Annotated in this window: 22 protein-coding genes; 6 read left to right on the top strand and 16 right to left on the bottom strand. The window is 73.1% G+C overall.

Features of this window, described 5'->3' with window-relative positions:
* Positions 1-223: 223 nt before the first annotated feature.
* The 4 genes from ACIPXC_RS25480 to glyA form a co-directional block, all read right to left on the bottom strand.
* Complete coding sequence (locus tag ACIPXC_RS25480) at positions 224-1,147, bottom strand: YihY/virulence factor BrkB family protein (protein WP_401622539.1); 924 nt, start codon at positions 1,145-1,147, stop codon at positions 224-226.
* A 178-nt stretch (positions 1,148-1,325) separates the two neighbouring features.
* The gene (locus ACIPXC_RS25475; protein WP_401622536.1) at positions 1,326-1,931 is read right to left on the bottom strand and encodes a 2'-5' RNA ligase family protein; all 606 of its coding nucleotides are present in this window, start codon (positions 1,929-1,931) and stop codon (positions 1,326-1,328) included.
* Positions 1,932-2,027: 96 nt separating this feature from the next.
* On the bottom strand, positions 2,028-3,041 hold the full coding sequence (gene trpS / locus ACIPXC_RS25470; protein ID WP_401622533.1) for a tryptophan--tRNA ligase: 1,014 nt from the start codon (positions 3,039-3,041) through the stop codon (positions 2,028-2,030).
* 143 nt (positions 3,042-3,184) lie between these two features.
* Positions 3,185-4,465, bottom strand: coding sequence for a serine hydroxymethyltransferase (gene glyA / locus ACIPXC_RS25465; RefSeq protein WP_401622530.1), 1,281 nt, complete (start codon positions 4,463-4,465; stop codon positions 3,185-3,187).
* Between the two features lie 243 nt (positions 4,466-4,708).
* Between glyA and rocD the strand changes: the two genes are divergently transcribed.
* Positions 4,709-5,914, top strand: a complete 1,206-nt coding sequence (gene rocD / locus ACIPXC_RS25460; protein ID WP_401622527.1) for an ornithine--oxo-acid transaminase — start codon at positions 4,709-4,711, stop codon at positions 5,912-5,914.
* 19 nt (positions 5,915-5,933) lie between these two features.
* Here the strand turns inward: rocD and ACIPXC_RS25455 are convergent, their stop codons facing one another.
* Complete coding sequence (locus ACIPXC_RS25455) at positions 5,934-7,136, bottom strand: glutathionylspermidine synthase family protein (protein ID WP_401622524.1); 1,203 nt, start codon at positions 7,134-7,136, stop codon at positions 5,934-5,936.
* A gap of 7 nt (positions 7,137-7,143) precedes the next feature.
* Positions 7,144-7,440 carry a hypothetical protein gene (locus ACIPXC_RS25450; RefSeq protein WP_401622521.1) on the bottom strand — a complete coding sequence of 99 codons (297 nt, stop codon included), beginning with the start codon at positions 7,438-7,440 and terminating at the stop codon, positions 7,144-7,146.
* A 103-nt stretch (positions 7,441-7,543) separates the two neighbouring features.
* Between ACIPXC_RS25450 and ACIPXC_RS25445 the strand changes: the two genes are divergently transcribed.
* The gene (locus ACIPXC_RS25445; RefSeq protein ID WP_401622518.1) at positions 7,544-8,392 is read left to right on the top strand and encodes a hypothetical protein; all 849 of its coding nucleotides are present in this window, start codon (positions 7,544-7,546) and stop codon (positions 8,390-8,392) included.
* A gap of 149 nt (positions 8,393-8,541) precedes the next feature.
* Here ACIPXC_RS25445 and ACIPXC_RS25440 read toward each other — a convergent pair whose 3' ends face one another.
* A complete protein-coding gene (locus ACIPXC_RS25440; RefSeq protein ID WP_401622515.1) occupies positions 8,542-9,939 on the bottom strand; it encodes a PLP-dependent aminotransferase family protein in 1,398 nt (465 codons plus the stop codon).
* 47 nt (positions 9,940-9,986) lie between these two features.
* Here ACIPXC_RS25440 and ACIPXC_RS25435 point away from each other — a divergent pair, with 47 nt between their 5' ends.
* A complete protein-coding gene (locus ACIPXC_RS25435; RefSeq protein ID WP_401622512.1) occupies positions 9,987-10,523 on the top strand; it encodes a carboxymuconolactone decarboxylase family protein in 537 nt (178 codons plus the stop codon).
* 60 nt (positions 10,524-10,583) lie between these two features.
* Here the strand turns inward: ACIPXC_RS25435 and ACIPXC_RS25430 are convergent, their stop codons facing one another.
* From ACIPXC_RS25430 to ACIPXC_RS25405, 6 genes are all read right to left on the bottom strand, one after another.
* Positions 10,584-11,531: a hypothetical protein gene (locus tag ACIPXC_RS25430; RefSeq protein ID WP_401622509.1), complete on the bottom strand. Its 948-nt coding sequence runs from the start codon at positions 11,529-11,531 to the stop codon at positions 10,584-10,586.
* A gap of 3 nt (positions 11,532-11,534) precedes the next feature.
* Entirely contained in the window at positions 11,535-11,882 is a 348-nt protein-coding gene (locus ACIPXC_RS25425; protein ID WP_401622506.1) for a hypothetical protein, read from the bottom strand.
* A 31-nt stretch (positions 11,883-11,913) separates the two neighbouring features.
* Positions 11,914-13,302 (bottom strand): hypothetical protein, encoded by a 1,389-nt coding sequence (locus tag ACIPXC_RS25420; RefSeq protein ID WP_401622503.1) that lies wholly within the window; start codon positions 13,300-13,302, stop codon positions 11,914-11,916.
* Between the two features lie 468 nt (positions 13,303-13,770).
* A complete protein-coding gene (locus ACIPXC_RS25415) occupies positions 13,771-14,760 on the bottom strand; it encodes a malate dehydrogenase (protein ID WP_401622500.1) in 990 nt (329 codons plus the stop codon).
* A gap of 437 nt (positions 14,761-15,197) precedes the next feature.
* Entirely contained in the window at positions 15,198-15,602 is a 405-nt protein-coding gene (locus ACIPXC_RS25410) for a DUF3017 domain-containing protein (RefSeq protein WP_401622496.1), read from the bottom strand.
* 16 nt (positions 15,603-15,618) lie between these two features.
* Entirely contained in the window at positions 15,619-16,479 is an 861-nt protein-coding gene (locus ACIPXC_RS25405; RefSeq protein WP_401622493.1) for a bifunctional methylenetetrahydrofolate dehydrogenase/methenyltetrahydrofolate cyclohydrolase, read from the bottom strand.
* 244 nt (positions 16,480-16,723) lie between these two features.
* Between ACIPXC_RS25405 and ACIPXC_RS25400 the strand changes: the two genes are divergently transcribed.
* Entirely contained in the window at positions 16,724-17,365 is a 642-nt protein-coding gene (locus ACIPXC_RS25400; RefSeq protein WP_401622490.1) for a hypothetical protein, read from the top strand.
* An 81-nt stretch (positions 17,366-17,446) separates the two neighbouring features.
* Here the strand turns inward: ACIPXC_RS25400 and purH are convergent, their stop codons facing one another.
* Positions 17,447-19,042 (bottom strand): bifunctional phosphoribosylaminoimidazolecarboxamide formyltransferase/IMP cyclohydrolase, encoded by a 1,596-nt coding sequence (purH, locus tag ACIPXC_RS25395; RefSeq protein WP_401622487.1) that lies wholly within the window; start codon positions 19,040-19,042, stop codon positions 17,447-17,449.
* Entirely contained in the window at positions 19,039-19,662 is a 624-nt protein-coding gene (purN, locus tag ACIPXC_RS25390; RefSeq protein ID WP_401622484.1) for a phosphoribosylglycinamide formyltransferase, read from the bottom strand. Before purN ends, purH begins: the two co-directional genes overlap by 4 nt.
* A gap of 244 nt (positions 19,663-19,906) precedes the next feature.
* Between purN and ACIPXC_RS25385 the strand changes: the two genes are divergently transcribed.
* Positions 19,907-20,491, top strand: coding sequence for a hypothetical protein (locus ACIPXC_RS25385; protein WP_401622481.1), 585 nt, complete (start codon positions 19,907-19,909; stop codon positions 20,489-20,491).
* A gap of 290 nt (positions 20,492-20,781) precedes the next feature.
* Here the strand turns inward: ACIPXC_RS25385 and ACIPXC_RS25380 are convergent, their stop codons facing one another.
* Positions 20,782-22,371, bottom strand: coding sequence for a DUF6350 family protein (locus tag ACIPXC_RS25380; protein ID WP_401622478.1), 1,590 nt, complete (start codon positions 22,369-22,371; stop codon positions 20,782-20,784).
* 119 nt (positions 22,372-22,490) lie between these two features.
* On the opposite strand from ACIPXC_RS25380, the gene ACIPXC_RS25375 reads away from it, so the two are divergent.
* Positions 22,491-23,789 carry a helix-turn-helix domain-containing protein gene (locus ACIPXC_RS25375; protein WP_401622475.1) on the top strand — a complete coding sequence of 433 codons (1,299 nt, stop codon included), beginning with the start codon at positions 22,491-22,493 and terminating at the stop codon, positions 23,787-23,789.
* Positions 23,790-23,829 lie beyond the last annotated feature (40 nt).

Genomic DNA, 23,829 nt, shown 5'->3' with positions numbered 1-23,829 from the left:
CCGGACACGGCACCTCGCCGCGTTGTCGGACCACGCGAGTACGTCCGGTACAAGCTGCGGCCCTCCGCCTTGCGATGCACCGCACCGAACACCGCGACCCGGCAAATCTCTACGTCCACAGCACTGGTGCTGTGGCCGTGGGGGTCTGCCGGGGCGCGCTGGCCGGTGCGGTGCCTCGTACGGCGGAAGGCCCACGGAGCCCTCCCTCGGGGTCCCCACGGGATCACCGCCCGCCGGCCTGCTCCTGCTCCTGCTCCCGCCCCTGCTCCTGTCCGGCCGCCGGGGGCTCCCCCTCGCCGTCGTCGCGGGTGGCCGTCCAGGCGGAGACGTACAGCAGCAGCTTCGCCATGAAGTTGATCCAGAGCAGCAGGGCGATCGGTACGCCGAAGGCCCCGTACATGCTCTTCGAGGCGACCTCCCTCATGTAGCCGCTGAGCAGCAGCTTCAGCAGCTCGAATCCGGCCGCGCCGATCAGCGCGGCCTGGATCAGGCGGGCCCTCGGCGGTTCGACGCCGGGGAGCAGGGTCAGGAGGTAAAGCAGCACCAGGAAGGCGGCCGCCACGCCGATCAGGAAGGCGAAGGCGCGCAGCAGCACGCCGCCGGCGCCTTCGCCGGGGATGCCCAGCCGGTCGGCCGCCTTGCCGACGGCGCTCGACCCGAGGATCGAGGCCGCCGCGGAGATCAGGCCCACTGCGCCGAGGCCGAGCAGGACGAGCCCGTCCTTGCCCTTGCGGACGATCGGGTTCCCGTCGTCCTCGTCGTCCTTGTCCCACACCGCGCGCAGGCAGTCCCGCATCGAGCCCACCCAGCCGATGCCGGTGAAGAGGAGGAGGGCGCCGGCGACGAGGCCGATGGTGGCCGCGTTCGCGACGAGTCCGCCGATGTTGAGCTGGTCGGAGATGCCGGGGACCTGCTCGGAGAGGGTCTTCTCCAGCCTGTCCAGCTGCTGCTCGCTGAGCAGTGCCGCACCGACCGCGGCGGCCAGGGCGATCAGGGGGAAGAGCGCGAGGAAGCTGATGAAGGTGATCGCGGCGGCGAGCCGGGTCCAGTGCACGCGGTCGAGGCGTTCGTAGCTGCGCCACGCGTGGGTCCGCATCGCACGGCCCGCCAGCGGCCCGATCACCGGGAGTTTCGTCAGCCAGTCCATGGGGTCACCGTAAATGAGGCGTCGGAAATAGCCGGGATTGTCGCTTTCAGGGACTACGGTCGTCGATTGTGACTTTTCGCCCAGCGCCCTCGACGAGGCGACCGTTCCACGCCCTGGTCCTGCGAAGGCTGAGGTTCCGCGCCCGGCGCACCGCCCGGCTGACCCTGCGCCCGCTCCGTCAGGAAGGCCGTACGGTCGCCCCGGCCGCCTCGGCCGTCCGGTCCGCCGGGGAGCCCGGCTGCGCCGGAACGCCTGTGGGCCCGCTACCGAAAGGGTATTCACGCAGCTTGCGCCAGACCCCGTCGGAGCCCTGCTCGTAGAGCGCGAACCCGTCGCAGGCCCATTCCGCCGCGTAGTCGGCCAGCGTCGTGAACGCCAGGTCCATCGCCTCTTCGGAGATCCCGTGGGCGACGGTGACGTGCGGGTGGTACGGGAAGGCCAGCTCGCGGCTGAGCGGCCCGGACGGGTCGCGGACCTCGCTCTGCAGCCGGGTGCAGCCCGCGACGCCCTCGGCGATCCGGACGAAGACGACCGGGGAGACGGGACGGAAGGTTCCCGTCCCGCTCAGCCGCATCGGGAAGGCCGGGAAGCGGGCGGCGACCTCGGTGAGGTGGGCCCGGATCGCCGGGAGCCGGTCCGCCTCCACCTCGGTCGGCGGTACGAGGGTGACGTGCGTGGGGATGCCGTGCGCGGCGGCGTCCCCGAAGCCCGCGCGCAGCTCCTGGAGCTGGCTGCCGTACGGCTCCGGGACCGCGATCGAAACGCCGAGCGTTACGGTCCCCACGTATCTCTCCTCCGCTTGTCCTGGTGGACCCTGCCGCCCCAGTGTGGGGCCACGACCCCACTTCGTGCCAGAGCGGTCTTTCCGTAGGTGCGTTCGTCAGTGCTTGGCGGGCAGCAGACCGAGGCGGTCGTAGGCCTGCGCCAGCGTCTCCGCGGCGACCGCACGGGCCTTCTCCGCGCCCTTGGCCAGCAGGGAGTCCAGGGTCTCCGGGTCGTCCAGGTACTCCTGGGTGCGCTGCTTGAAGGGTGTGACGAAATCGACCATCACACCGGCCAGGTCCGTCTTCAGCGCGCCGTAGCCCTTACCGGCGTACCTCTCCTCCAGGGCGGGGATCGACTCGCCCGTGAGGGTGGAGTAGATCGTGAGCAGGTTGCTGACGCCGGGCTTCTTCTCGGTGTCGAAGCGGATCTCGGCCTCGGTGTCGGTGACCGCGCTCTTGATCTTCTTCTCGGTGACCTTGGGCTCGTCGAGGAGGTTGATCAGGCCCTTGGGGGACGACGCCGACTTCGACATCTTGATCGCCGGGTCCTGGAGGTCGTAGATCTTCGCGACCTCCCTGACGATGTGCGCGGCGGGCAGCGTGAAGGTCTGGCCGAACCGGCTGTTGAAGCGCTCGGCGAGGTCGCGGGTGAGCTCGATGTGCTGGCGCTGGTCCTCGCCGACCGGGACGGCGTTCGCCTGGTAGAGCAGGATGTCGGCGACCTGGAGGATCGGGTAGGTGAAGAGGCCGACGCTGGCGCTGTTGACACCGCCCTTGGCGGACTTGTCCTTGAACTGGGTCATCCGGCTGGCCTCGCCGAAACCGGTGATGCAGTTCATCACCCAGCCGAGCTGCGCGTGCTCGGGGACGTGGCTCTGGACGAAGAGCGTGCAGCGCTCCGGGTCCAGGCCGGCGGCGAGCAGCTGCGCGGCGGAGAGGCGGGTGTTCGCGCGCAGGTCCTTCGGATCCTGGGGCATGGTGATCGCGTGCAGGTCGACGACCATGTAGAACGCGTCGTGCGTCTCCTGGAGGGCGACGTACTGGCGGATGGCTCCGAGGTAGTTCCCGAGGTGGAACGAACCGGAGGTGGGCTGGATGCCGGAGAGCGCGCGAGGACGATCAGAAGCCATGGCCCCATTCTCTCAGGTGCGGAGCGCCGCTCGTGCCCGCCATCGGCCCGCGCCTCAATCGGCGGCGGGGCTGAAAATCAGCCCCGCCGACGATTGAGGCGCGGGGGTCCGGGGGCAGAGCCCCCGGCAGCGGCGCCGCAGGACTACGACACCGGCAGGCCCGGGGCCGGGAAGGCGGCCATCAGGTCGGCGACCTCGGAACGGATCACCTTCAGTGCGGTTTCGTCGCCCTTCGCGGCGGCATCGACCGCGCGCGCGATCCAGTCGGCGACCACCGGCATGTGCTCAGCGGACAGTCCGCGGGACGTCAGCGACGGCGTGCCGATCCGGATACCCGACGGGTCGAACGGCTTGCGCGGGTCGAACGGGACGGTGTTGTGGTTCACGACGATCCCCGCCCGGTCCAGGGCCTTGGCCGCGACCTTGCCCGGCACCTCCCTGTCCGTGAGGTCGATCAGGATCAGGTGGTTGTCCGTACCGCCCGAGACCAGGTCGAAGCCCCGCTCCAGCAGCGCCGCCGCCAGTGCCTTGGCGTTGGCGACGACCGCGTGCGCGTAACGGACGAAGGACGGCTGCGCCGCCTCGTGCAGCGCCACCGCGATACCGGCCGTGGTCTGGTTGTGCGGGCCGCCCTGCAGGCCCGGGAAGACGGCCTTGTCGATCGCCTTCGCGTGCTCCTCGCGGCACATCAGCATCGCGCCGCGCGGACCGCGCAGCGTCTTGTGGGTCGTGGTGGAGATGACGTCCACGTGACCGGCCGGGGAGGGGTGCGCCCCGCCCGCGATCAGACCGGCGATATGGGCGACGTCGGCGACCAGGACCGAGCCCGCCTCGCGCGCGATCTCCGCGAACGCGGCGAAGTCGATGGTCCTCGGCAGGGCGGTGCCCCCGCAGAAGATCAGCTTGGGCCGCTCGGCGAGGGCCAGCTCGCGCACCGCGTCGTAGTCGATCAGCCCCGTGTCGGGGCGGACGCCGTACTGCACGCCGCGGAACCACGAGCCCGTCGCCGAGACGCCCCAGCCGTGCGTCAGGTGGCCACCCATCGGCAGGGCCATGCCCATGACCGTGTCGCCGGGCCGCGCGAAGGCCAGGTAGACGGCCAGGTTGGCCGGGGAGCCGGAGTACGGCTGCACGTTGGCGTGGTCCACGCCGAACAGACCCTTGGCCCGCTCGATCGCCAGGGCCTCGACCCGGTCGATGTTCTGCTGGCCCTCGTAGTAGCGGCGGCCGGGGTAGCCCTCGCTGTACTTGTTCTGCAGCACGGTGCCGGAGGCTTCGAGGACGGCCGCGGACACGTAGTTCTCGCTGGGGATCAGGCGCAGGGTCTGCGCCTGGAGGACTTCCTCCGCGGCAATGTGGGACGCCAGTTCGGGGTCGGTCGCGAGAAGGGCGGGATGACGGGCGGGACGGCGGCTCGCGGACACGGCGGGCTCCTCCGGGGTCGATGTGATCGGTACCCCGCGAGGCCCAGGCGAGCGGCCCTGTATGCGGTCGAGCGCGCACGACTCCCCCGGAGTTGGTTCCCCGTACGCCAGTCGCCGTGCGTACCGAACACCTTAGCTGGCGTGCCGCGGAACAGGTTTCTGCGTCCGGGATACGAGCGACGATAAGAAGGTGACGCCACCCTCGTCACTGCTTCACCGGCCAGACGGACGATCGGAGACCCCGTGTCGACAACAGCTGATGCCATCCGCTCCGCCGACGCGCACAGCGCGCACAACTACCACCCGCTGCCCGTCGTCGTCGCGTCCGCGGACGGCGCGTGGATGACCGACGTGGAGGGCCGCAGATACCTCGACATGCTCGCCGGATACTCCGCGCTCAACTTCGGGCACGGCAACCGCCGTCTGATCGACGCCGCGCAGGCCCAGCTGGAGCGGGTGACCCTCACCTCGCGCGCCTTCCACCACGACCGGTTCGCCGACTTCTGCACCGAACTCGCCGCACTGTGCGGCAAGGAGATGGTGCTGCCCATGAACACCGGTGCGGAGGCGGTGGAGACGGCCGTGAAGACGGCCCGCAAGTGGGGCTACGAGGTCAAGGGCGTCCCGGACGGGCACGCCAAGATCGTGGTGGCCGCCGACAACTTCCACGGCCGGACCACGACGATCGTCTCCTTCTCGACGGACCACGACGCCCGCGACCACTTCGGCCCGTACACGCCCGGCTTCGAGATCGTCCCGTACGGGGACCTCACCGCGCTGTCGCACGCCGTCACGGAGAACACCGTGGCCGTACTGCTGGAGCCGATCCAGGGCGAGGCCGGGGTGCTGGTGCCGCCCGCCGGGTACCTCGGCGGCGTACGGGAGCTGACCCGCGAGCGGAACGTGCTCTTCATGGCCGACGAGATCCAGTCGGGGCTCGGCCGGACCGGCCGGACCTTCGCCTGCGAGCACGAGGGGGTCGTCCCGGACGTCTACATCCTCGGCAAGGCGCTCGGCGGCGGTGTCGTGCCGGTGTCGGCGGTGGTCGCCGACCGGGACGTGCTGGGGGTGTTCGGGCCCGGCCAGCACGGATCGACCTTCGGCGGGAACCCGCTCGCCTGCGCCGTCGCGCTGGAGGTGATCGCGATGCTGCGGACCGGCGAGTTCCAGCAGCGGGCCACCGAACTGGGCGACCACCTCCACCGCGAGCTGGGCATGCTCGTCGGCGGGGGCGCCGTGACCGCCGTGCGCGGCCGCGGGCTGTGGGCGGGTGTCGACATCGACCCCTCCCGCGGTACGGGCCGGGAGATCTCCGAGAAGATGATGGAGCGGGGCGTGCTCGTGAAGGACACCCACGGGTCGACCATCCGCATCGCCCCGCCGCTGGTGATCAGCAAGGAGGACCTGGACTGGGGGCTGGAGCAGCTCCGGTCCGTGCTGTCGGCGTAGCCGCGCCCCCGGCGGATGCTCAGAGGATGACGTGGGGCAGGAAGCGGGCGTACTCGTCCGTGACCGGCCCCGCCGATTCGCGGATGCCGAGCCCCGCGGCCTCGTCCTCGACGACCCACGCGCCGAGCACCACCCGGTTGCCGTCGAAGTCGGGCAGCGGGGCCAGGCCCTGGAAGCAGTACCGCTCCCCCGGCTCCGGTACGAACGGCACACCGTCCGGGCCGGGCTCGTGCAGGGTGACGCCCGCGCCCTCGCGGCCGAGGAGCGGCTTGGCCACGTAGCCCGCCGATCCGGGCTCGGCGAGCTCGCGCGGGCCGTCGAGATAGGCGGGCAGCAGGTTGGGGTGCTCCGGGAAGAGCTCCCACAGGATCGCGAGCAGCGCCTTGTTGGAGAGCAGCATCTTCCACAACGGCTCGATCCAGCAGGTGGTGCCGGAGCCGCCGCCGTGGTCGTAGGTGCCGAGGACCTGCGGGCCGAACTGGTCCGTGGCCAGCCACTCCCACGGGTAGAGCTTGAAGCAGCTGCGGATGAAGCGCAGCTTCTCGTCCACGAACCGGCCGGACAGGCTGTCCCAGCCGATCTGCTCCACGGACAGGGCGTGGGTCTCCAGGCCGGCCTGGTCGGCGGTCTCCTGCAGGTAGGCGACCGTCATCAGGTCCTCGCCGAGCTCGTCGGTCTCGGAGTGCGCGAAGTGCAGCGGGCCGGGCGCCAGCAGCTCGGCCTGGCGGCGCCAGGCGTCGACGAGGCGCTCGTGGAGGGAGTTCCACTGGTCGGCGCCGGGGAACCGCTCCTCCATCCAGAACCACTGCGGGCTGGCCGCCTCCACCAGGGAGGTCGGGGTGTCGGCGTTGTACTCCAGCATCTTGGCCGGGCTGCCGGTGCCGTCGTAGCGCAGGTCGAAACGGCCGTACAGGGAGGGCTGTTCGGCGCGGCGGCGCCAGGACTCGGCGATCAGCGCGGCGAGCCCGGGGTCGGTGATGCCGAGGTCGGCGAACCGGTCCTGCTCGACGATGTGCGCGGCGGCGGCCAGGCACATGGCGTGCAGTTCCTCGACGACGTTCTCCAGGGCCTCGACCTCGGGCAGGGAGAAGGAGTAGTAGGCGCTCTCGTCCCAGTAGGGGCGCAACGAGTCGTCGGGGTAGCGGGTGAGGGGGTAGATCAGCCCCTGCTCCTCGACCGTCTTCTGCCAGCCGGGCCGGGGCTCGATGGTGTGCCGCTGCATCGTGCGATCAGCCGCCGCTGGAGCTGGAGTGGCCGCCGATGCCGCCGCGGGTGACGGCCGACTTGTCGAAGCTGCCGCCGGTGACCTTGCCCTTGCTGACGCGGCCGCCGTAGTAGTACGAGCCGGTTCCGCCGGTCCTGCACTCCTTGCTGTTCAGGTGCTCCAGCGTGGAGCGCGAGGCGCAGCGCCGGTCCGGTTCGTCGCTGCTGCCGCAGGCCACGAGGGTGGCCGCGAGCAGCCCCATGCCTCCGAGGGCGACGGCGCCGGAGCGCATACGGCGCTGGTTGGTGCTGCTGCTGTCCATGTCTGCTGTCCCCCTGGGGCCTGGCGTGCTCCCGACAGACTAGAACGGGGCCCCCGGCCGATGGAATCCGGCCGTCGTGAGATCCGTGACCTAGAGTCCTTTCGTGCTGATTGGGATGCTTTGCTCGCTGGGTGCGGCGGTCTGCTTCGGTACGGCGTCCGTGCTGCAGGCCCTCGCGACACGGGCGGTGGAGCCGGGCAGCGGGTCCGGGGTGGACGCGGCGCTGTTCCTGCGGGCCGCCCGGCAGTGGCGCTATCTGCTCGGCCTCGGCCTGGACGGGGCCGGATTCGTCCTGCAGATCATCGCGCTGCGTCACGTTCCGATCTACGTGGTCGGGGCCGCGCTGGCCGCCAGTCTGGCCGTGACGGCGGTGGCGGCGTCACGGCTGATGGCGGTGCGGTTGTCCCCGGCGGAGTGGTGCGCGGTGGGCGTGGTGTGCCTGGGGCTGCTGATGCTGGGGCTCTCCGCGGGGGAGGAGGGCAGCGGGACGGGTTCCCTGGCGCTGAAGCTGGGGCTGCTGGGGGTGGCGGTGCTGGTGTTGCTGGTCGGCGCGGTCGCGGGCGGACTGCCGGACGGGCCGCGGGCCCTGGTCCTCGGCCTGGGCGCGGGTACGGGATTCGGCGTGGTGGAGGTCTCGGTACGGCTCATCGACTCACCGTGGGACCTCGCGAACCCGGCCCTGTACGCGCTCCTGCTGGGCGGGGCGGCCGGGTTCCTGCTCCTCACCTCGGCGCTGGCGCGCGGCTCGGTGACGGTCGCGACGGCCGGGCTGGTGCTCGGCGAGACGATCGGCCCGGCGGTGGTGGGCGTGGTCTGGCTCGGCGACCGCACCCGGGAGGGCCTGACATGGCTGGCGGTGACGGGCTTCGCCGTGGCGGTGGCCGGCTCCCTGGCCCTGTCCCGCTTCGGCGAACCGAAATCGCCACCGGCCCCGGCACCACCAGTTGGCTGAGTGGAGCCCGGTTTCCCGCCTGCCGCACCGGTGGGGCGGCTCCGCCCCCGAGCCCCCGCGTCCTGTTTCAGCCCCGCCGGCGTTTGAGGCGCGGGGGCCGGGGGCGGAGCCCCCGCGACGGCCCGGCGCCACCTCCCCCGGCGGAGCCGTCACGGCAGGGAGGCGGCGAGCGCCGCGAGGGTCGGCGACCAGGCGCTGTCCGACGGGGTCCCGTAGCCGACGACCAGCGCGTCCCGCGGAGCGAGCTCGGCCTGCGGGTGCCGGAAGGCGGAGAGGCCGTGCAGGGCCAGGTCCTGCCAGGCCGCCGACTGCAGCACCGACCGCTCCGTGCCCGCCGGGAGGTCCAGCACCGCGTGCAGGCCCGCCGCGATCCCCGAGATCCCCGCCACCCGGCCGGCCACCGCCGCCACCAGCTCGTCCCGCCGCCGCCGGTAGCGCAGCCGCATCCCGCGCACGTGCCGGTCGTACCCCCCGGACACGATGAACTCCGCCAGCGTCAGCTGGTCCAGCGTGCTGGAGGCCCAGTCCGTGTACCCCTTCGCCGCGGTCACCTCCTCCGGCAGCCCCGGCGGGAGCACCATCCAGCCGATCCGCAGCCCCGGGGCGAGCGATTTGCTGGCCGTGCCGAGGTACACCACCCGGTCCGGATCCAGCCCCTGGAGGGCTCCCACCGGCTGCCGGTCGTAGCGGAACTCCCCGTCGTAGTCGTCCTCCAGGATCAGCCCGCCGGTGGTCCGGGCCCAGTCGACCGCGGCGGCCCGCCGGGCCGGGGTCAGGGCGGCGCCCGTCGGGAACTGGTGCGCCGGGGTCAGCAGCACCGCGCCCGCCGCGGCCGTCAGCTCCCCCGTACGGGCTCCCTCGCCGTCCACCCCGAGCGGCCGGGTCCGCAGCCCCGCCCGCACCAGCTCCTCCCGGTGGAAGTCCAGTCCGTACCCCTCGACCGCGACCTCCCGCACCCGCCGTGCCCGCAGCACCGCCGCGAGCAGCTTCAGCCCGTGCAGGAACCCCGAGCACAGCACGATCCGGTCCGGGTCCGCGTACACGCCGCGGGCCCGCGCCAGATAGCCCGCCAGGGCCCGGCGCAGCTCGACGCGGCCGCGTCCGTCGGTCGCGTAGCCGAAGGCCTCGTTCGGGGCGGCGGTCAGCGCCCGCCGGGCCGCCGACAGCCAGCCGGTGCGCGGGAAGCCGCCCAGGTCCGGGGTGCCGGGGACCAGGCTGTACGCGGGCCCGCTCCGGGCGGGGCGCCGTACGGGTGCCGCCGTCGCGGGCCGGCGCGGGCGCGCCCGTTCGGCGACCCGGGTGCCGGAGCCCTGCCGGGCCGTCAGCCAGCCCTCGGCGACGAGTTCGGCGTACGCCTCGGCGACCGTGTTGCGGGCGACGCCCAGGTCGGCGGCGAGGGTGCGGGAGGACGGCAGCCGGGTGCCGGGGGCCAGCCGCCCGCTGCGCGCGGCCTCGCGCAGGGCCTCGGTGAGGCCGGCCCGCAGGCCACGCCCGGCGGAGAGGTCCAGATGCAGGTCGGCGCCGAAAGTGGCCCAAGGATCCGTCATGGATATGGACCATATCGCCGGGCCGCCCGGCTCCTAGGGTGGAGCGCATGACGACCACAGCGGAGAACCTGCGGACCCCCTCTCACACCCACAGCCACACCCACGGCCACGCGCCCGAGCACACCCCGCGCATGCACATGGCGAAGCTCGCCCCCGAGGTCTACAAGGCCGTGCTGGCCCTGGAGATCGCCTCCAAGAAGGGCCTGGAGCCGTCCCTCGTCGAGCTCGTCAAGATCCGGGCCTCCCAGATCAACCACTGCGCCTTCTGCCTGGACATGCACACCAAGGACGCGATCGCCGCGGGCGAGAGCGTCGAGCGGATCGTGCAGCTGGGCGCCTGGGAGGAGTCGCGGCACTTCTACACCGAGAAGGAGCTCGCCGCGATCGAGTTCACCGAGGCCGTCACCGTCCTGACCGACGGCTTCGTGCCCGACGAGGTGTACGAGAAGGCCGCGGCGCACTTCGAGGAGCGCGAACTGGCCCAGCTGATCGCCGTCATCGCGACGATCAACGTGTGGAACCGCATCGGCGTGACCACCCGCATGGTGCCGGGCCACTACAAGCCGGGCATGTACAAGGCCTGACCGGCCGGGGCCATGTCGGGGCCGGCGGGGCCGGCCGCCCGGCCCCGGACCGGTTCGCCCTCAGCCGGCGGGCCGGAACGCCGCCAGCGCCGCCGCGTGGTGGTCCTGCGTGGCCTGCCACTCGGCGGCCGGGCCGGCGGTGAGCACCGCCCACTTGCCGCCGTCCGCCGCGACGAGGACGCGTTCGACCCCGCGCCGCACCCCGCGCGACTCCTCGCTGTTGTACTGGTAGACCAGCTCCGCGGCACCGGAGGCACCGGAGACCGGGCCGACGCTGATCTCCTCGTACCCCCGGGTGGCGGCCCTGAGGTGGGTGGAGGCCTGCCTGACCGCGGCGAGCGGGGTCAGTTCCGGCTCCGACACCCGGAACACCTGGATCAGCGCCGTCCGGTCGGGCGAGCGGTAGAAGACCCCTTCCCTGAGCTCCTCCCGCACCCAGCCCGCCGGCACGGCGATGGTGAAGCCCGCCGTGTCCTGCCTGGTCTCGTGGGCTCCGCCGCCGGCCGCGGTGCCGGCCGGGCCGGGGGTGGGCGTACCGGTCGGGCCAGCGGCCCCGGTCGGGGAGCCGGTGGGCGCGGACCGGGACGGTGACGGGGAACCGCCGGGCTCCGTAGGGGCGCCCGAGGTCACCGTCCCGTTCTTCTCACCCGCGCGGTCGGCGTCGCCCGTGTCCCGGGCCACGAACCACACGGCGGCCGCGCCGATCGCGACGGAGGCGACGGCGATGCCCGCCGTCGCCGGAGTAAGCCACCGGCCGCGCACCGGGCCGGAGGGCCCGGCAGGCGGTCCGGGCGGTCCGGGCGGCGCCTCGTACGGGGGTGGGGGCGGCGCCTGGCCGACCGGTCCGAGCGGGTCGTACGCCGGCGGCGCGGTCGGCGGCTGCGGCGGGAGCGGCGGCAGGCCCGCGGCGGCGCCCGACGCGGGCCCGGCCGGGGCCGGGTCCACCACCCAGCGCTGCGCCTGCGCGTCCCAGCGGCGCGGGCCGGACGGCGGCTGTGCCGGAGCCACGGTTCAGCCCCCCAGCGCGCCGAGCAGGCTGCCCAGGGCAGCGGCCGCGCTCACCGTCTCCACCAGCGGGGCCCACCGCTCCAGCGCCGCGCGGAGCCGGCCGACCAGGCCGGGCCGGATCGTGTCCGTGCCCTCCAGCTGCTCGGCGACCCCGTCCAGTTCGGCGTCGAGCGCCGTCCTGTCGGCGCCCCGGGGAGCCTCCCGTACGAGCGCCTCGCGCAGCGAGAGGACCGCCTCCAGCAGCTCTGCCGCGCCGGGGGCGGCCGCTCCCGTACCGCCCTGGTGGACGGTGTTCGTGTTGTTGGAGCCGCCGATGCTGACCGCGCTGCCGTGGATGTTGCCGAACCGCACGGTGGGCTCCTGTGCTCCCCGTGCTCCCCCGTCACCCGTTGCCATGATTCCCCCTGTGTGTGCTGTTGTGGTTCCCGCGGCCGCCGAGGCTGATCGCGCTGTTGGTCACGTCCCCGAAGTGCGCGTTGATGTGGACGTCGGCCCGGCGGGCGAAGGCCTCGGTGTGCCAGCCGTTCTCGTCCAGGACGACGGTGATGCCGGCGACGATCCGGTCCTGAACGGTTTTCAGATACCGGTCGAGGTCCATGAGGTGGAACAGCGAGCCGTTGTCCTGCGCGGCGAGTTCGCGCACCGAGGCGCGCGGCCCCTCCGGGCGGGCGCCGCCGTGGCCGCCGGAGGCGATCCGCCACCAGCTCGCGATGCCGCGGCCCAGGGTGACCAGGGACGCCGTGAAGGAGCCGGGCGTGTGCCGCAGGGCCCAGACCGCCTTCCCGAAGCGGCTGTTGTTCAGGTAGCGGTGGGCGTCCGCGTCCGCGTTGTGGAAGGTGACGTGGACGGGCAGCAGCACGTGCGGCGCCACCTCCACCATCATCATCCCGCCCTGGGTGTGGACCCGTACGAACACGGTGACGACCAGGTTCTCGTCCCAGCCTCCGACGCGGACGCGCAGGAAGTACCGGCGGCGTTCGCCGCCCTCCTCGACGGCGGCCGCCCGGTGCGCCTCGAAGTCGGCCCGCAGGTGCGGGCCTTCGTCGCGGTGGTCCAGGCCGCCGCCCGGCAGGAACACGCAACTGTCGACGACCAGCTCGCGCAGGCGGTCCATGACGGCTGCCTCGGCCTGCGGGGACCCGTGCGGTGCGGGCACCCGCAACCGCTCCAGCAGCGGCACGATCCCCGCGATGACGCGGTCGTTGGTGAGGGGCTGCGGTGCGCGGCCGGGTTCGAGGTCCTCGCGGGGGCGCAGCTCGAAGGACACCTGCCAGGGGCGGTAGGACTCGCCCGCCCCGACGAACGGGTCGTTGATGTCGTACAGGACCATCGGCGAGTGCTGCTCGTGGAGGATGCGCTGCCGTACGCGGGCGAACCGTACGCCCTGGTCCGCCTCCGCGGGGTCCGACGCGCGGTGTGCGTACCGCTCCCGGCTCAGGTCTCCGGCGATGGTCCGGGCGACGTGGCCGCGCTGGAGTCCGACCACGGTGACGACCCCGGCGAAGACGGCGGGCACCCAGCCGAGGACGAGCCCGGCCGCCGGTCCGCCGATGCCCCCGGAGAAGAGCAGCGCGCCCAGGGCGAACGGGCCGTCGTCCCCGTCGCCGAACGCGCCGAGCAGGGCCAGCCAGACCCCGAGGACGAGGAGCACGATGACGGCCAGGTTCCACCAGGCGTAGATCCGTACGGCGAGGGCCAGCAGCCGTGGCAGCAGCCCGGACCGGGCCCGGAGCCAGCCCGCGAGGCTCAGCAGCAGGAACGGGACGAGCACCACCGCGAGGGCGCCCCCGGTGAGCAGGGACCCCGCGAACCAGGCGCCGAGGATGCCCAGGGCCCAGCCGAGTTCGCCGCGGCGCGCGCGGAGGGCGTGGGCGAGGACGCGCGAGGCGTCGAATCCGTAGGAGGGCGCGACGATCCGCTCCTCGTGGACGTACAGCTCCTCGATGACCCGGTCGCGGTACCCGGCGTCGAGGTAGGTGCCGGCGCACAGGAAGCGCCCGGCCTCGCTGACCGCCGGATCGACGGGCGGAGGGCCGCCCGGGGGGGTCGTGCTGCAGGTCGCCTGCGGGCTGACGGGGAATCGGACTCTCGGTCACCGCCCGACTTTAGATTTCCCCTACACCGGAGGACAGGCGGAATCACGCCAAAGCGCCCCGGCCGTCGGGGCAGGGGCGCTTCGGGTGCGTCCTGCTCGCCGAGGTCGCGGAGGTGTCCGCGGGGCCCGGCGAGCGGTGACGGATCAGATCAGGCCGAGCTCGCGGACCGCGTCGCGCTCCTCCGACAGCTCCTTGACGGAGGCGTCGATGCGGGTGCGGGAGAACGCGTCGATGTCCAGACCCTGGACGATCTCGTACCTGCCGTCCTTGCAGGTGACGGGGAAGGAGGAGATCAGACCGGCCGGGACGCCGTAGGAGCCGTCCGACGGGATGCCCATGGAGGTCCAGTCGCCCTCGGCGGTGCCGTTGACCCAGGTGTGGACGTGGTCGATGGCGGCGTTGGCGGCCGAGGCGGCGGAGGAGGCGCCACGGGCGTCGATGATCGCGGCGCCGCGCTTGGCGACGGTCGGGATGAAGGTGTCGGCGAGCCACGCCTGGTCGCTGACGACCTCGGCGGCGTTCTTGCCGGCGATCTCCGCGTGGAAGATGTCGGGGTACTGGGTCGCCGAGTGGTTGCCCCAGATGGTCAGGCGCTTGATGTCGGTGACGTCGGCGCCGGTCTTCTTGGCGAGCTGCGAGATCGCGCGGTTGTGGTCCAGGCGGGTCATCGCGGTAAAGCGCTCGGCCGGTACGTCCGGGGCGGAGGCCTGCGCGATGAGCGCGTTGGTGTTGGCCGGGTTGCCCACGACGAGGACCTTGATGTCGTCCGCGGCGTGCGCGTTGATGGCCTGGCCCTGCGGCTTGAAGATGCCGCCGTTGGCGGCGAGCAGGTCGCCGCGCTCCATGCCCGCGGTGCGCGGACGGGCGCCCACGAGGAGCGCGACGTTGGCGCCCTCGAAGCCCTTGTTCGGGTCGTCGAAGATGTCGATGCCCTTGAGCAGCGGGAAGGCGCAGTCGTCGAGCTCCATGGCGGTGCCCTCGGCGGCCTTCATGCCCTGGGGGATCTCCAGGAGGCGGAGCTTGACCGGCACGTCGGCGCCGAGCAGGTGACCGGACGCGATACGGAAGAGCAGCGCGTAGCCGATCTGGCCGGCGGCGCCGGTGACGGTGACATTCACAGGAGTGCGGGTCATGGCCTTCTCCGTTAGACAGCTGGCGGTGGGGCGTCCCTGCCCCATGTGCTGGAGGACGCCGCTCCCCTGTAAATCTTGACGTGAAGAGACATCCGCGGTCAGGCTATCCGACCCGGGCGCGGCCCAACCCCCGGGTCCCTGTGGTGCGTGGCACACGGACCCCCGGGTTCGAAGGCGCGACCGCCCCCCGGACCATCGTTCGACGCGGATGGTCCGCCCCGTCCGGTGGCCCTCGACCGACGGGCCGCAGGCGTTCGCGCGGGCGACCGGTACGGCGTCGGACCCGGCGGCGCGAGGACGCCGGTGACCAGGGTGTACGAGGCCTGCGCGGGCAGGGGGGCGACGCCCGGCGGACCAACTCGACCCCGCACGCGACGGCCGCGTGCTGCGCCTCACCGCACCCGGCGGACTCAGCGGACTCAGCGGACTCAGCGGACTCAGCGGACGGTGAAGCGGACCGCGCTCTCCAGGAACGGCACCTCCAGCCACGGCCGGGGTTCCATCACCAGCGCGAGCAGGGTGATCGCCACGCCCAGCAGCCCGTAGGTGATCATGTCGGTGAAGCGGGAGCGCACCGCGAGCATCCCCACCGAGGGCAGCACCCGCCGCAGCGCCGACGCCGCGATCAGGGCCACACCGATCACCAGGCAGCCGACCCGGGCCTGCCCGAGCGCCGTGGTCAGCAGGCCCACCGCGGTCGCGGCGAGCACGCTGAGCATCGGCCACTGACGGGCGGGCGTGGAGACGGCCCCGGGCACGGCGCGGCCGCTCCCTTCGGGGCGGGCCGTGTCCCGCGTGACCGACGGGAAGCGGCGGGACCTGGCCGCGCCGCTCCCGTTCACGCGCTCGGCACCCGGCTCAGCTCGCACTGCCGGTCCGCTCCGCCGCCTCGACGACGTTGACGAGCAGCTGGGCGCGGGTCATCGGGCCGACACCGCCGGGGTTCGGCGAGATCCACGCGGCCACCTCGGCGACGCCGGGGTGCACATCGCCGACGATCCTGCCGGCCTCGTCGCGGCTGACGCCGACGTCGAGCACGGCCGCGCCGGGCTTCACGTCCTCGGGCTTGACCAGGTGCGGGACACCGGCCGCGGCGACGACGATGTCGGCCTGGCGCAGCAGCCCGGAGAGGTCGCGCGTACCGGTGTGGCACAGCGTCACGGTGGCGTTCTCGGACTTGCGGGTCAGCAGCAGGCCGATGGACCGGCCGACGGTGATCCCGCGGCCGAGGACCACGACGTGCGCACCGTTGATCTCGACGCCGTGGTGGCGCAGCAGTTCCACGATCCCGTACGGGGTACAGGGCAGCGGGCCCGGCTCGTTCAGGACCAGCCGGCCCAGCGAGGTGGGGTGCAGGCCGTCGGCGTCCTTCAGCGGGTCCATCAGTTCCAGGACCCGGTTGGTGTCGATGCCCTTGGGCAACGGGAGTTGGACGATGTAACCCGTGCACTGCGGGTTGGCGTTGAGCTCCCGCACGACCTCCTCGATGTCCTCCTGGGAGGCCGTCGCGGGCAGTTCGCGCTGGATGGAGGCGATACCGACCTCGGCGCAGTCCTTGTGCTTGCCGTTGACGTACCAGCGGCTGCCCGGATCGTCGCCGACCAGCAGGGTGCCGAGGCCGGGGGTGATGCCCCGGGCCTTCAGGGCCGCCACACGGGCGGTCAGTTCGGACTTGATCGCGGCCGCGGTGGCCTTGCCATCGAGAATCTGGGCGGTCATGACTCCATCCTCCCGGATGAGGTGGCCATGGTTCCACTCAAGGCGCTCCCAGGACCGCAGGGTTCATTGCACTTGCACAACAAGTGACCGGCCGTGCGCCAACCGGCTGGACAAGACATCACCGCTCGGACGACGATGAAACGACTGAAGTACCGCGGGCAGTGCCGGGGGGCGGACCGCACCGTGCAGGATCCTCCGTGCCCATTGCCGTGCGTCCCCGCATTTCCACGGAGGAACACCCCAGATGAGTTTCGGCGACCCGCACAATCCGTACGGACAGAAGCCGCAGGACCAGCCCGGCTACGGCTACCCCCAGCAGGCCCCCCAGGGCGTCCCGCCGCAGGGCGGCTACGCGTACCCGCAGCAGGCTCCGCAGGGCTACCCGGGTGGTCCGGGCGGCTACCCGGGCCCCCACATGGAGATGCCCGGCGGCGCGAAGGCGGCCCGGGTCATCCTCTGGATCCTGGGCATCCTCCAGCTGCTGGGCGGCCTGTTCGCCATCATCGGCTTCGCGCTGCTCGGCGTTGCGCTCTCCGGCTCCAGCAGTTCCTCCGCGAACGAGGCGGGGGCCGCAGCCGGCGTTGTGGGTGCGGTCATCGGCGTCCTGTTCATCGGCCTGTCGCTGTGGCCGATCCTGACCGCGGCCAAGATGGCGAAGGGCGGCAGCGGCGTCCGTGTCTCGGGCATCGTCTACGGCTCCCTCCAGAGCCTGTTCGCCGTCTTCGGCGTGCTCGTCAACCTGATCGCGCTCGGCGCGAGCGAGAACTCCGACGCCGGCCTCACCGCCATCAGTGTCATCCCGTCGCTGATCTCCCTGGCCCTGGGCATCACGATCATCGTCGGCCTGGCGAAAGCCGGCGCCTGGTTCAACCGCCCGCGCTACTGAGCGGGCCCGCCGGAGCCCCGCACACGGCGAAGGCCGCGACCCGCTGCTGCGGGTCGCGGCCTTCGCCGTGCCGGGCCGGACTCAGTGGAAGAAGTGCCGGGTCCCGGTGAAGTACATCGTCACGCCCGCCTTCTGCGCGGCCTCGACGACCTGCTCGTCACGGACCGAACCACCCGGCTGGACCACGGCCTTGATGCCCGCGTCCGTCAGGATCTCCAGCCCGTCCGGGAAGGGGAAGAAGGCGTCGGACGCGGCGTACGCGCCCTGCGCGCGCTCGGCACCGGCCCGCTCGACGGCGAGCTTCGCCGAGTCGACACGGTTGACCTGGCCCATGCCGACGCCGACCGAGGCGCCGTCCTTGGCGAGGAGGATCGCGTTCGACTTGACGGCCCGGCAGGCCCGCCAGGCGAAGGCCAGCTCGGCGAGCTCCGCCGGGGACAGGGCCTCGCCGGTGGCGAGCGTCCAGTGGGCCGGGTCGTCGCCCTCGGCCTGGAAGAGGTCGCTCTGCTGGAGCAGCGCACCGCCGCTGACGGGCTTGAGGTCACCCGGCTGGTGCGGGGTGCCGTCGACCTTCAGGACGCGGATGTTCTTCTTCCGGGCCAGGATCTCGACCGCGCCGTCCTCGTATCCCGGGGCGGCGATGACCTCGGTGAAGATCTCCGCGACCTGCTCGGCGAGCTCGACGGTCACCGGGCGGTTGACGGCGATGACACCGCCGAAGGCCGACAGCGGGTCGCAGGCGTGCGCCTTGCGGTGGGCGGCGGCGACGTCCGCGCCGACGGCGATGCCGCACGGGTTGGCGTGCTTGATGATCGCCACGCACGGCTCTTCGTGGTCGTAGGCGGCGCGGCGCGCGGCCTCGGTGTCCACGTAGTTGTTGAAGGACATCTCCTTGCCGTGCAGCTGCTCGGCGTTGGCGAGCCCGCCCGGCTGCCCGTCCGTGTAGAGGGCGGCGGCCTGGTGCGGGTTCTCGCCGTAGCGCAGGGTGGCCTTGCGCTCCCAGGCGCCCGCGAGGAACTCGGGCAGCGCGCCCTCCCCGCCCTCCGGGGCGTACGCGTTCGTGAACCAGGAGGCCACGGCCACGTCGTAGGCGGCGGTGTGCTGGAAGGCCTCGGCCGCCAGCCGCTTGCGCGCGGTGAGGTCGAAACCGCCGCCCTGGGCCGCGGCGATGACGTCGGCGTACCGCTCGGGGCTGGTGACCACGGAGACCGACGGGTGGTTCTTGGCGGCGGCGCGGACCATCGACGGACCGCCGATGTCGATCTGCTCGACGCACTCGTCCTCGGTGGCACCCGACTGGACGGTGGCCAGGAACGGGTACAGGTTGACGACGACGAGGTCGAAGGGCTCCACGCCCAGCTCGGCGAGCTGGTTGCGGTGGTCCTCCAGGCGCAGGTCGGCGAGGATTCCGGCGTGCACGCGCGGGTGCAGGGTCTTGACCCGGCCGTCCAGGCACTCGGGGAAGCCGGTCAGCTCCTCCACCTTGGTGACGGGCACCCCGGCGGCGGCGATCTTCGAGGCGGTGGAGCCGGTGGAGACGAGCGCGACACCTGCCCCGTGCAGGCCGCGGGCCAGCTCCTCCAGTCCCGTCTTGTCGTAGACGCTGATGAGCGCACGCCGGATCGGCCGCCGGGTCGTGGTCGGGTCGTTGCTCGCTGCGGTGTCTGCGGCGGTCACTGGATTGTTACCTTTCGTCCCTCAATGCGGTAGCCGTGCCGGGCCAGGCGCCCCACGACATCGACGAGCAGCTGTCGCTCGACTTCCTTGATGCGCTCATGAAGAGCGGCTTCGTCGTCCTCGTCCCGGACCTCGACCACACCCTGGGCGATGATCGGACCGGTGTCCACGCCGCTGTCCACGAAGTGGACCGTGCAGCCGGTGACCTTCGCACCGTAGGCGAGCGCGTCCCGTACGCCGTGCGCGCCGGGGAAGGAGGGGAGGAGGGCCGGGTGGGTGTTGATGAACCGGCCGCCGAAGCGGTCGATGAACTCCTTGCCCACGATCTTCATGAACCCGGCCGACACGACGAGGTCGGGCGCGTACGCGTCGGTCGCCGCGGTGAGGGCGGCGTCCCACTCGACACGGCTCCCGTACTCCTTCACCGGGCAGACGAAGGTGGGGATCCCGGCCTTCTCCGCCCGCTCCAGGCCGGCGATGTCCGCGCGGTCGGCTCCCACGGCGACGACTTCGGCACCGAAGCCCTCGGATCCGCCGGGATGGGAGTCGATGGCGTCGAGCAGGGCCTGGAGGTTGGTGCCGGAACCGGAGACCAGCACGACCAGGCGGGAGGCGGCCATGGGAGGCCCTTTCTCGCGGAATTGCGGTGTTCGTCTTTGTGTGGTCATACGAAACTTCGGGGTACCGATATACGGGGAACCATACGAAGCCGCCGACCGCCTGCAACGATACCGGCACACCGGACGGCCCCCGAGGGACGGGGGGACGGGCGGGCGGTAGCGTCTGGCCTACAAGCCGCAAACTGACCTCACCTCGCCTCGACGTCCTCGTGACGTCCCTGACACAGGGGAAGTAACACACCCGATGCCGGACCGCCGTCAGCCCGACTCCCCCACCGACGACAACCCCTTCGCGGCCCCGCCGGAGGGCCGGCCCGACCAGCCCTGGCAGCCGCGCAGCGACGGCGACGGCGGGAACCGGGACGGGAACGGCCCGGGCGACTCGGGCGGGCAACGCGGCCCGGCGCGCTGGGACCCGACGGACCCGATCCAGCGTCGCGCCCGCTACGCGCTGCTGGCGGGCATGTGGGGCTTCTTCTTCGGGATCTTCGGGATCCCGTCGGTCGGCCTGCTGCTCGGCGCGCTCGCCCTGTACTGGGGGATCACCGCGCTGCGCGGCAAGCCGGCGGCGGCGACCGGTGAGCCGGGTGCCCCCAGGGGCCTGGACGCCCTCGGCCCGGCGGCCCGCCCCCAGCGCACGGCGGCGGTGAGCGGTCTGGTCACCGCCTCGCTGGCGATCCTGCTGGCCATGAGTTCGTACGCACTGCAGCTCGTGTACAAGGACTTCTACGTGTGCCGCGACGACGCCCTCACCAAGGCGGCGGAACTCCAGTGCAACACCCTCCTCCCGGACAACTTCGTCGGCGAGGTCCTGCAGGTCCGCCAGTAGTCCTCCCGCCGCGTCCTCCCGGCCCCGCCGGTGTCCGAGGCCCCGCCGGTGTCCGAGGCGCGGGGGCCCGGGTGCGGCGCCCGCGCAACGGCGCCGTACCCGGCAACGCACCGGGCGGTCCGGGCAGGTCTGGTGCTGTGGCCGTGGAGGTTTGCCAGGTCGCGGTGTTCGGTGCGGTGCATCGCACGGCGGAGGGCCGCGGCTCGTACCGGATGTACTCGCGTGTCCGACAACGCGGCGAGATGCCGTGTCCGGGCGCCGCAACCCGGTGAACCCTTGCGGTCACAGCACTAGGCAGGCGGCTTCCGCCGGGAAAGCACCCGCACCCCGGCCACGGGCGGGACCGGCGGAGCCACGGTGGGAACCGGTGGAGCCACAGGCGGAGCCACCGGCCCCAGGTCCAGCCCGGACACCACGGTCACCGCCCGCCGCGCCGGCACCGCAGGCACCGCGGCCACCGCAGGCGCCGCGCCCTCGGGCGGAACCGGCGGAGCCACCGGCTCGGCGACGATCTCCGGCACCAGCGTCCCCGACACCCTCCGCATCGCCTCCCAGCGGATCTCCCGCACCCCGCTGTCGTGCCACCCGTCGTCCACCGGGGTGTCCGCGTCCACCGCGACCGGCCCCTCGGCCGGGCGGTAGCGCCACGCGTGCACCCCCACCGCCACCGGCACGGCCAGTACCAGCGTCCACGCGAAGGCCGCCGCACCCGTGGCCCACCACACCGGCCCGAACTCGGCCAGCCGCCGCGAGCCCAGCGGCCCCGCCGAGGCCGCCGCCAGCCCGGCCGTCACCACGCCGCACACCAGCGCCCCGAGGGCCGCCGTGAGCGCGGTCTCCCCGTACGACACCTCGCGGGCCCGGCGTACCGCGAACCAGCCCACCGCCAGCCCCGCCACCACCGGCACTCCGGCGGCGGCCCAGGTCAGCGGGGTACCCGGCCCCGCGGCCGGGAGCGCCTCCAGCAGCGGGAACCGGGGCAGCGCGGGCGCGCCCGCGAAGCCGAGCGGCGTGGCCGTCACCTCGCCGCCGAGGGCGAAGCCGGGACCGAGGGCGTAGGCCGCCCCCCAGACCATGGCGTTCGGGAGCAGTGCGACCGCGAGCAGCAGGACCGCGAACCGGCCCGACCACACCCCGGTCAGCGACAGGAACGACGTCTGGACCTGCGCACCGTGCCAGGCGAGCGAGGCGCCGACGAGCAGCGCCCCGCCGCCCAGGAGCACCAGGGCCCCGCCCGCGCCCGCCCGCAGCGCCAGCGCGTACCGAGGGCGCACGAACCCCCGCCGCAAGCCTCCTGGCAGCCAGTTCGGCAGCGGTCCGAGCGGCCTGCCCTTGGCCCCCCACACGCCGCCGGCCGCGGCCGGCACGGCGACCAGCGGAACGTGCCAGGCGGCGCTGATCGGGTCGGCGGGCATCGGGCCCCCGGCGGCGTACACCGTCGCGAGGGCCCCGACGGCGAGGTATCCGCAGAGCACGGCCGAGAACACGGCCGTCGCGGGCAGCACCTCCTCGTCCTCCTCGTCGGAGGCGCCGCCCAGCCGCGCGGCCCGCCGCAGGAGGAGGACGGGCAGTGCGACGAGCAGCAGGGGCGTCACTCCGACGGGCGCCGGGACTCCGGAGAGGGTGTCGTACCGCAGCAGTTCGGTCCCGTGGGCGAGCAGCCACAGCCCGGCGGCGAGGTGCAGGGCCCCGCCGGGACCGCTGTCGGGATAGGGGGAACTGATCCACAGAACGATGACGAGCACGGCGAGGAAGCCGAGCCCGAGCCCGGCGGCGACGGCGCCGCCCACCACGCATGCGGCTGCGGCCGGCGAACGCCGCCGCACGCCGGCTCGCGGGGCCCCCGGCAACCGGGTCCCGCGTTCGGTCACTTGGGTCACCCCGCCATGGTGCCTTCGACACGCGCTAGGGACGGGTAACAGGCGAATGTCCGTGGTGTCGCCCAATATACGCTTATGTACTTTTTCGCTCAGGGCTGCCGGGTCGCGGGGAGTGTGGCATGACACGAGACGTCGAGGGCCTGCCCGCCCCGAACGAGCGCCGAAGACTGCGCGAAGCCTCGGAACTGACACTCGATGAGATCGCGCGGGCAGTGGGAGTCGCCGCGGCGACGATCCGTTCCTGGGAGTCCGGACGCACCACCCCGCGCGGGCGCAAGCGCGAGGTGTACGCGCGCCTGCTGGCCGGGCTGCCCGCGCTGACGGTGGCTGCGGACGCGACCGGGCCGCCGGGCCGGGACGACCGGACCGACGAGGCCGAACCGGTCCTGATGGCCGTCGCGGTCGCGCCGGGGACCGGGGCCGACACCGGAACCGGAACCGGCGCCGGGGCCGGGGCCGACACCGGGGCCGAGACCGTGACCGGGGCCGAGGGCGTGCCGGCGGTTCCGGTCGGGCCTGCCGGCACCCCCGACACCGGCACCTGCGACACCGGCACCCCGGGCACCGGCGGCGGGCCCGGGGCCTGGGTCGCCACACGTCCCGCCACCGGACCGGCCGAGGCATTCGACACCCTCTACGAGCGGGCCGCGCCCGCCCTCGCCCGGCAGACCTACCTGCTCACGGGCCGTCGCGCGCTCGCCCTGGAGGCGGTGGACCGTGCCTTCACCCGCGCCTGGGACCAGTGGCCCGACGTGGCCACCGACCCGGACCCGGTGGGCTGGGTACGCGCGATCGCGTACGAGTACGCGCTCTCCCCCTGGCACCGCTTCCGGCGCGCCCACCGCAGGCCCGACCGGCCCCCGGCCGATCCCGCCGACCGGATCCTGCTCGACGCCCTGCTCGCGCTGCCCAGGATCCACCGCCGGGTCGTCCTGCTCTACGACGGCGTGGGCCTCGACCTGCCCGACACCGCCGCCGAGGCGGAGGCCACCACACCCGCCGCGGGCAACCGCATCCTGCACGCGCACGCCGACCTCGCCGCCCGGATCCCCGAACTGGCCGACGTACCGGCCGAGAAGCAGTCCGCGGCGCTGCGGGAGCGGCTCGGCGCGCTACGGCCGCCCTTCCCGCTCGACCCGCGCCCGGCGGCCGCGGTCCGCGGCGGCGGCGAGCGGCGCGTCCGGCATTGGAACCGGGCGACTCTCGGGCTGACCGCGGTGATCACGGTCGCCACCGCCTACACGGCGGCGACCGCGCCCACCCGGTACGATCCCCCGATCGCACCCGGCGAGAGCGTGTCCGGGGTGCCTCCGCTCAGTGGCCCCCAGCAGCTCACCGAACGGAGCAGGCAACTGCACGACAAGCTGCGCGCCGATCTGGAGGCGGGCCCGGCGCGCATCGCCCCGAGGATCGACTGAGGCGTCGTAGGGAAAAGGGCGTGGCCCGCACTCCCGAGGG

The sequence above is a fragment of the Streptomyces sp. NPDC090021 genome (assembly GCF_044748225.1).
Taxonomy (GTDB): Bacteria; Actinomycetota; Actinomycetes; order Streptomycetales; family Streptomycetaceae; genus Streptomyces.
Note: the sequence above shows the minus strand (reverse complement) of the source record. Positions and strands in the feature narration are given on the sequence as shown.

Excerpts from the sequence above, each read along its gene's own strand:
- ACIPXC_RS25375 (WP_401622475.1), top strand. The coding sequence starts at position 22,491 with ATGACACGAGACGTCGAGGGCCTGCCCGCCCCGAACGAGCGCCGAAGA.
- ACIPXC_RS25455 (WP_401622524.1), bottom strand. The coding sequence starts at position 7,136 with ATGCAGCGGCACACCATCGAGCCCCGGCCCGGCTGGCAGAAGACGGTC.
- ACIPXC_RS25405 (WP_401622493.1), bottom strand. The coding sequence starts at position 16,479 with ATGACCGCCCAGATTCTCGATGGCAAGGCCACCGCGGCCGCGATCAAG.
- trpS (WP_401622533.1), bottom strand. The coding sequence starts at position 3,041 with ATGGCTTCTGATCGTCCTCGCGCGCTCTCCGGCATCCAGCCCACCTCC.
- ACIPXC_RS25435 (WP_401622512.1), top strand. The coding sequence starts at position 9,987 with ATGACGACCACAGCGGAGAACCTGCGGACCCCCTCTCACACCCACAGC.
- ACIPXC_RS25440 (WP_401622515.1), bottom strand. The coding sequence starts at position 9,939 with ATGACGGATCCTTGGGCCACTTTCGGCGCCGACCTGCATCTGGACCTC.
- ACIPXC_RS25480 (WP_401622539.1), bottom strand. The coding sequence starts at position 1,147 with ATGGACTGGCTGACGAAACTCCCGGTGATCGGGCCGCTGGCGGGCCGT.
- ACIPXC_RS25400 (WP_401622490.1), top strand. The coding sequence starts at position 16,724 with ATGAGTTTCGGCGACCCGCACAATCCGTACGGACAGAAGCCGCAGGAC.
- purN (WP_401622484.1), bottom strand. The coding sequence starts at position 19,662 with ATGGCCGCCTCCCGCCTGGTCGTGCTGGTCTCCGGTTCCGGCACCAAC.
- ACIPXC_RS25415 (WP_401622500.1), bottom strand. The coding sequence starts at position 14,760 with ATGACCCGCACTCCTGTGAATGTCACCGTCACCGGCGCCGCCGGCCAG.
- ACIPXC_RS25450 (WP_401622521.1), bottom strand. The coding sequence starts at position 7,440 with ATGGACAGCAGCAGCACCAACCAGCGCCGTATGCGCTCCGGCGCCGTC.
- ACIPXC_RS25385 (WP_401622481.1), top strand. The coding sequence starts at position 19,907 with ATGCCGGACCGCCGTCAGCCCGACTCCCCCACCGACGACAACCCCTTC.